We start from the raw sequence: 5,897 nt of genomic DNA, 5'->3' as shown, positions 1-5,897 counted from the left end.
ATTGTGCCAGGTGCTGCCGAAATAGGCCTGCGCGCCCGAGAGCGGCGCGGACATTCCGACGGTAATCTGCTCGGCCATGGCCGGCGCTGCAAAAAGCGAGGCGCCGAGAAGAAGTGTGGCGATAGATTTTTTCATCATGGTTCCCCTTAGCTGCTGACTACGACAGGGGGAGGCCGTTGCGGTCTTCTTCCCCGTGTAAGCCCATCGAAGCAGACAAAGGGATCGTCGTCAAGAAAGTGTCGACACTATTGCGTTCAATTTTGTGCTCAGATATCGATTATGCGTCGCGAGCCCTTCGGCGACGCTTCAGCTCGGCGCCATTGTCGGGCGCGAAAACCTTGAGCAAGGCGTCCTTGAGCGCTTGCTGCGTGGCGGAGACGGTCATTTCGATATGTTCGCGCAACAGTTTCGCGCCGTTCTCGGCATCGCGCTTGACGGCAGCCTCGACGATGGCCGAATGGGAGGTGATCTGCGCCTTGTCATGCGAAGGATGTTCGATCTGGATGCGGCGGATGAAGCGGATGCGTGCATTGATGGAGCTGAGCTGGCCGACAAGTTCCGGATTTCCGGAGAGTTCGGCGATGAGCAGATGGAAGCCTTCGTCCTCGGCCAGGATGACATCCGGCGGCTGGTCCGGGTAGGCGTCGACGATCGCTTCCCAGTAGCTCCGCAGCCGGTCGATTTCGCTGTCGTCGGCGCGCTCGCACATCAGCTTGAAAGCAGCGCACTCGATGATCGAGCGGAACTCGTAGAGATCGAGCAGGCCCTCGGTGCTGAGGCTTCTGACGAAAAAGCCTCGATTGGGCGTGAGCGAAACGAAACCCTCGGAGGCGAGCCGGTTCAGCGCCTCGCGGATCGGTGTGCGCGAAAGGCCAAGGCCGCGCGAAAGCTGGACCTCGTTGATGCGCTCTCCGGGCTTCAGCTTGAATTCGACCAGGAGCTTGCGGATGGTGTTGTAGGCGCGTTCGCTGCTATCGGCAGCGCGGCGCGTCTCCGCTTCAGCGGCAAGGGACGGGTCGCTATCGGCACTGGTCTCGGCTCGTTCGGTCACGTCGGTTCTCATCTGATTTGTATGCAGGCTGTGTCGACACTTTGTAGAGCCGCCTTTCTTTCCCAACTTCGTGTGAATGGCAAGCAGCAGGTTCAAATCCGGGGGACAACAATGATTGTAGGCATTCTTGGGGTCGGGCATCTGGCGACGTCCATGCTGGCTGGGTTCTTGCGTTCCGGGCTTGATCCCGCGGCGATCGTGCTGTCGCCGCGAGGCAAGGCGGCGGCGCTCTCCGCCCGGCACGGTTTTCGGCTGGCAATCGACAATCGCGATCTCGTCGAACAGTCCGATGTCGTCATTGTTGCGGTGCGGCCCGTGCATGCGCCGGATGCGGTCGCTGGCCTGCCGTGGCGCACGGACCAAACAATGGTTTCGGTTTGCGCCGGCGTAGCGCTATCGCGGTTTGCTGTCGCGCCTGCGCGCGCGGTGCGCGCCATGCCGTTCACGGCTTCCGAAATCTGTGCCAGTCCGACGATCTATTTCCCCGACCTTGAGCAGGCGCGGGCGGTCCTCGACTGGCTTGGCCCCTCGATCGCTCTGGCCAGCGAAACGGACTTCGAGTTGGCGACGGTCAATGCCGCCATCTATGGCTGGGTGCAGGATCTGATCCGCAGGACGACTGAATGGTCGAGCGCGCGAGGTCTCGATCCGGCAATTGGCCGCCGGCTGACGGCGATGACGTTCGTGGCCGCCGGGCGGCTGATTGAGGAGAAAGACCAGCCGATGCATCAGATGCTCGAGGAGCTGGTGACACCGGGCGGCATCACCGAGCGGGGTCTGCAGGTGCTTTCGGCGCGCGGAGTGCCTGCGGCCTGGGAGGAGGCCTGCACGGCCGTGCTCGACAAATTGACCGAGCCGGACTGAGGCGCGGCGTCGCTGACGCCACGCATGCTCATCGTTGCGGCGCGGGCGGATAGGTATGGCCGCCGGGCGCCTGTTCGCTCGGCGCGACGGTCAGTTCGCTGATGTCGACATGATCCGGCATCCGCAGCGCGGTAGCAAGCACGGCGGCAATGTCGGCCGGGCCGAGCGGCCGCTGTTGCGAGTACATGCGCTTGCGCAAGCCCTCGCGGTCGCCGTCGAAGGCCTTCAGATAGAAATCCGTTTCCACACGGCCCGGGGCGATCTCGGTCAGCCGCACGCCGGTGCCCGCGAGATCATAGCGCAGGATGCGACCGGCCTGGGAAAGGCCGGCCTTGGCCGCACCGTAGGTCGTCGTGCCGGGAAAAACGCCGCTGGCAGCCGTGCTGGTCAGGTTGAAGATGTGGCCACGCTTGCGCGCGATCATGCCCGGCAGCAACATGCGGATGAGCTGCAAGGGTGCGGTGAGGTTCAGCGCCACCACCTCGGCTGTTTCCTCCGCGCTCTGTTCGTGCAGGGGGCGCACGGTCGCCAGACCGCCGGCATTGTTGACCAGGACATCGATTTCCGCCGCACCGAGCGCAGAAGCGATCGCCTCGTTGTCGCGCACATCGGCGACAAGCGGTTTCACGCGTGGCCCGAGCCTCTCCTGCAGGACCTGTAGCGCGCCACGGCTGCGCGCCAGCGCATGGACGGTCAATCCTTCCGCGATCAGGCTCTCGACGATCGCTGCGCCGATGCCTTTCGAGGCGCCGGTGACGAGGGCGGTGCGATAGGTCATGGCCATTCTCCGTGACGATTAGAGTGCACCGTGTGCGGCCACTGTTTTCAAAATGCCGACCAGGCCAGGCTCGCGCGCGGCCTTCAGATCCTCGTGGCTGCGCCCGCCTACCGCCGCATTTGTCGAAGCTGTGATCGAGCGGATGGTCTCGCTGTCAAGCTTTGCGTCGAGCAGCGTGTCCCAGATCGCCTGATAGGTCGGGCCATATTTGCGCAGGAAGTCCTCGATGCCATCGGCGTTGAGGCTGTTGGAGATGAACGAACCTTGCAGGGTCCATTTCGCGCCCGGCCCATACATGAAGGCACGATCCACGTCCTCGACCGAGGCGACGCCGTCTCGCACCAGAGCGATCGCCTCGCGCCACATGGCGCCCATCAGGCGCAAGGCGATATGGCCGGTCGCCTCCCGGTTGAGCGTTACCGGCTTCTTGCCGATGGCTTCATAGATGGCGCGTGCGCGGGCGATCGCTTGTGGATCCGATGTCTTGCCGCCGACGATCTCGACCAGCGGCATCAGATGCGCTGGATTGAAGGGATGGCCGAGCACGACGCGGCCGGGCAGGCGGCACTCGCCCTGCATGTCGGACACCAGCAGGGCCGAGGAGGAGGAGGCGATGACGACCTCGTCACCGACATGATCTTCGATCTCGGCGAGCAGCCGGCGCTTGAGGGCCAGGTCTTCCGGACCGTTCTCCTGCACGAAATCGACGCCTTGGAGCGTCTCGGCGAGCGTCGGAAAAAGATGGATCTCGCCGGGCGAGGGCGAGGATCCCTTCAACGCGTCTAGGTCGGCCATGAGTGCAGGCAGCACCTCGTTGAAAGCCGCTTCGCGCCGCTCTGTCGGGTCGAACACGCGCACCGCGTGGCCGGCATGGGCAAAGCAAGCCGTCCAGCGCTGCCCGATGACGCCGAAACCGACAATGCCGATGGTCAGTTTTTCCATCATCCGGCCCTCCTGCCGTCAAGCGCAGCGCGGAAGGCCTCGTTGAGGTCGTTCCACGGGATGAGAAGATCGATCCAAGCGCCGACCCGCCCGGTAGCCAGGATCGCCTCGTCCATCAGCGCACCGAACGGATAGTTGCCGTCCATCGCCGCCTTGAGCCGGAAAAGCAGGGCAGGCGTTTCCTCCATGTGGCAGAAATCGCGTAGCCGGGTCGCGGTCTTGTCGAGCGCGATTGCTGCCGCCTGGCGCAGCACCAATTCGTCCTTCCGGCCGCGCTCGGCGCGGATCCACCAGAGGAATTCGTGCAGCACCCGCGCTTCTGATTCCGCGGTGAAGACAGGCCCTGCCGGGTGCATGATGGCGCGTGACGCGGTGACCCGGCTGATGTCGGCGGGACAGAACACCCACAGCGCCTTGCGAGCGGCAATGATATCCTGTGGCAGCGACGATGGCGGCGAAGACTCGGACACGCCGCCATCCGACCGGACAAGCGTGCCTTCCAGGATGCGGCGGCCCTGGTCCTGTTTCAGTGTCGCGGCAAGTTCGGCAATGCCTTCCACCGGCGCGTCGAGATGGCCGAGAACGGTGATCTCGGCATTCTCCGCCTGAAGCGGCGCGAAGGTGATTTCGAGGAACTGCCGCACCGGCCAGTAGATGAATGCGCCGGCGGTCGCGGAAAGCACATGCGTAGCACCCTCGATATCCTCGACGAAGGGAGCATGCCAATAGATATGGCTGCCGGCGATCTTCGGCGTGTGCAGCTGCAGACGCATCGGCAAGGCCGAAAGCAGCGCGCGGCGCGTGCGCTCGGCATCGCCAGTCAGGCGCAGCGGCCAGCTGCGCCCCTCGGTCGAGAAAGTCAGGTCCATCTTATTTTCCCGGATTGAAGAACGAGACGGGTTTGAGGATCTGGTTGCGCATGTCGAGCAGATAGTCGGTCTCGATCACCTTGCGCCGGTAGGCCTGCCATTCCGGGTCTGCCTCCATGCGGTCGCGCCGCTCCTCCCGGTCGGCAAGGCTTTCATATCTCCACAGATGCACGGTGCGCGAGAGGTCGCCGATATGCGTCTGGAAGAAGCCGAAGGGCTCGCCCAGATAATGCCGCTGCATCGGCAGGCCGACGTCCTCGTAGAGTTTGAGGAAATGCGACAGCTTGTTGGGGCGGGCGGTGTAGGTGCGATGGTCGAAGATCATATCGGCACTCCTTCTGACATTCTGTCGTGGCGCCCTTGACGCGGGCGTGATGGTCTTGCCGGCTCAGCCGGCACTTCGCACCGTCTCGGCGATCAGCCGGGCGGTGAGCGCCGGTGCCTCTATCTGCGGTGCATGGCCGATGCCATCGAGAAGATGAACGGCAGTGAAGCCCGGCGCGCGGGCCGCATGGGCGACCGGAATGACGCGGTCGAGCCTGCCCCAGAGGAGCCGGGTCGGCACGGCAAGCTCTGCAAGCGCGCCCGCGAGATCGAACCCCTGCGTGCCGTCCGGGAACAGGCTTTCGGCCATCGCAGCGAGCGCGTCGCGATTGCCGGTCTTTTCCATCTGTCTGAGCGCGGCCTGCGCATAGCCGGTCGGTAAGGCTGAGGGGTCGCCGACCATCACCGCCAGCCACCGCTCCAAGGCCTGCACCGTGGTCGCGCGGGCAAGACCGGCGATGAAGCCGGCATTGATCTCGGGGCCAAGCCCGCCAGGGGCAAGGAGCGTCACAGAGCGCACCGTAAGACGGCCCAGCCGGGCGAGCGCGAGGGCCGCCGCACCGCCCAGGGAATGGCCGACGAGATGGGCATTGCCGACGCCCATCTCCTCCAGTTGGTCGCAGAGGAGGAAGGTGATCTCCTCGATGCTGCTTGCAGGTCTTACCGCTTCCACGCCATGGCCGGGCAAGTCGAGGCTGATCGTCTCGATCTCCGGACCGAGCAAGGGCACGACCTGCCGCCACACCGAGCGATCCGCCCCGAAGCCGTGGATGAGGACCACGGGCGCCGGCTGTCGGGTCAGCGTTGGCGCGGCAATGGATGGCGTCTGGGCCGTCGCCGGCGTTCGCTGGCCTGCGCTGTCATGTTCATTGGAGAGGGCGGCTAGGGTGGCATCGATGTCGCGCTTCTTGATGCGCCCGCGCGGGCCGCTTCCCGCAATGGCGGCAAGGTCGAGCCCGGCCGCAGCGGCAAGCCGCCGGGCCAGCGGGCTTGCGACTGCACGGCTGCCGGGCGGCCGGATGGAGGAAGGCGCTTCGCTGGTCACAGGATCGCGCGGATTGGTTTCGGC

The 5,897-nt window shown here is 64.8% G+C and carries 7 protein-coding genes; 1 reads left to right on the top strand and 6 read right to left on the bottom strand.

Going from position 1 to position 5,897, the window contains the following annotated elements:
- Positions 1-277 precede the first annotated feature (277 nt).
- Positions 278-1,051, bottom strand: coding sequence for a GntR family transcriptional regulator (locus EN991_RS20480; protein ID WP_063168746.1), 774 nt, complete (start codon positions 1,049-1,051; stop codon positions 278-280).
- Positions 1,052-1,072: 21 nt separating this feature from the next.
- Between EN991_RS20480 and EN991_RS20475 the strand changes: the two genes are divergently transcribed.
- Entirely contained in the window at positions 1,073-1,915 is an 843-nt protein-coding gene (locus tag EN991_RS20475; RefSeq protein ID WP_127224188.1) for an NAD(P)-binding domain-containing protein, read from the top strand.
- A 28-nt stretch (positions 1,916-1,943) separates the two neighbouring features.
- Here the strand turns inward: EN991_RS20475 and EN991_RS20470 are convergent, their stop codons facing one another.
- From EN991_RS20470 to EN991_RS20450, 5 genes are all read right to left on the bottom strand, one after another.
- Entirely contained in the window at positions 1,944-2,693 is a 750-nt protein-coding gene (locus tag EN991_RS20470; RefSeq protein WP_063168744.1) for an SDR family oxidoreductase, read from the bottom strand.
- A gap of 18 nt (positions 2,694-2,711) precedes the next feature.
- A complete protein-coding gene (locus EN991_RS20465; protein WP_127369410.1) occupies positions 2,712-3,638 on the bottom strand; it encodes a 3-hydroxyacyl-CoA dehydrogenase NAD-binding domain-containing protein in 927 nt (308 codons plus the stop codon).
- Positions 3,635-4,504 carry a hypothetical protein gene (locus EN991_RS20460; RefSeq protein ID WP_127369409.1) on the bottom strand — a complete coding sequence of 290 codons (870 nt, stop codon included), beginning with the start codon at positions 4,502-4,504 and terminating at the stop codon, positions 3,635-3,637. The genes EN991_RS20465 and EN991_RS20460 overlap by 4 nt, the downstream gene beginning before the upstream one ends.
- 1 nt (position 4,505) lies before the next feature.
- Positions 4,506-4,829, bottom strand: a complete 324-nt coding sequence (locus tag EN991_RS20455; protein ID WP_063168741.1) for an NIPSNAP family protein — start codon at positions 4,827-4,829, stop codon at positions 4,506-4,508.
- A gap of 63 nt (positions 4,830-4,892) precedes the next feature.
- Positions 4,893-5,897 (bottom strand): alpha/beta fold hydrolase (locus EN991_RS20450; RefSeq protein WP_127369408.1); only part of this gene is annotated, 1,005 nt, incomplete at its 5' end.

Origin of the sequence: Mesorhizobium sp. M7A.F.Ca.US.005.03.2.1 (assembly GCF_003997795.1) — a bacterium.
Lineage (GTDB): Bacteria > Pseudomonadota > Alphaproteobacteria > Rhizobiales > Rhizobiaceae > Mesorhizobium > Mesorhizobium ciceri.
Note: the sequence above shows the minus strand (reverse complement) of the source record. Positions and strands in the feature narration are given on the sequence as shown.

Coding starts and splice junctions, on each gene's coding strand:
- EN991_RS20465 (WP_127369410.1), bottom strand. CDS start 3,638: ATGATGGAAAAACTGACCATCGGCATTGTCGGTTTCGGCGTCATCGGG.
- EN991_RS20475 (WP_127224188.1), top strand. CDS start 1,073: ATGCAGGCTGTGTCGACACTTTGTAGAGCCGCCTTTCTTTCCCAACTT.
- EN991_RS20470 (WP_063168744.1), bottom strand. CDS start 2,693: ATGACCTATCGCACCGCCCTCGTCACCGGCGCCTCGAAAGGCATCGGC.
- EN991_RS20460 (WP_127369409.1), bottom strand. CDS start 4,504: ATGGACCTGACTTTCTCGACCGAGGGGCGCAGCTGGCCGCTGCGCCTG.
- EN991_RS20455 (WP_063168741.1), bottom strand. CDS start 4,829: ATGATCTTCGACCATCGCACCTACACCGCCCGCCCCAACAAGCTGTCG.